This is a genomic window from Vibrio sp. 1562, from assembly GCF_033340155.1.
In the GTDB taxonomy this organism is placed as follows: domain Bacteria; phylum Pseudomonadota; class Gammaproteobacteria; order Enterobacterales; family Vibrionaceae; genus Vibrio; species Vibrio alginolyticus.
This window is the reverse complement of sequence record NZ_JAWOVY010000772.1, coordinates 1-518: the sequence shown is the minus strand read 5'-3', so window position 1 is coordinate 518 and position 518 is coordinate 1. Positions and strand designations below refer to the sequence as shown.

1 pseudogene is annotated in these 518 nt (G+C 45.0%); it reads left to right on the top strand.

Annotated features, from left to right (window positions below):
• A pseudogene (locus R7Z49_RS27570) lies at window positions 1–518 on the top strand (glutamate--cysteine ligase); the annotation flags it as partial.

Sequence of the window (518 nt, the reverse complement as noted above, 5' to 3'; positions counted from 1 at the left end):
ACCATTTCACTCAAACCAAAATGGGCGAAGAAAAGATGTGGCCGCTTTCTATGCCATGTTATGTCGGCAGTGAAGATGATATTCAGCTTGCTCAGTACGGTTCATCGAACTCGGCGAAAATGAAAACATTGTACCGTGAGGGGCTAAAACGCCGTTACGGCAGCTTGATGCAGATTATTTCTGGTGTTCACTTCAACTTTTCATTCCCTGAGTCATTTTGGGATGCGCTTTATGGCGAGCAGGATGAGCAAGCTCGCCAAGACACCAAATCAGCTGCTTACTTTGCTTTGATTCGTAACTATTACCGTTTTGGTTGGATGATCCCTTACTTCTTTGGTGCATCGCCAGCGTTATGTGGTTCGTTCATTCAAGGCCGTGAGACTAGACTCCCGTTTGAAAGCATCGGTGGGACACTGTATCTCCCTAAAGCGACGTCTCTTCGCTTGAGTGATCTTGGTTATACCAACAGTGCTCAAAGCGTATTGAAAATTGGTTTCAACAGTATTGACCAATATCTT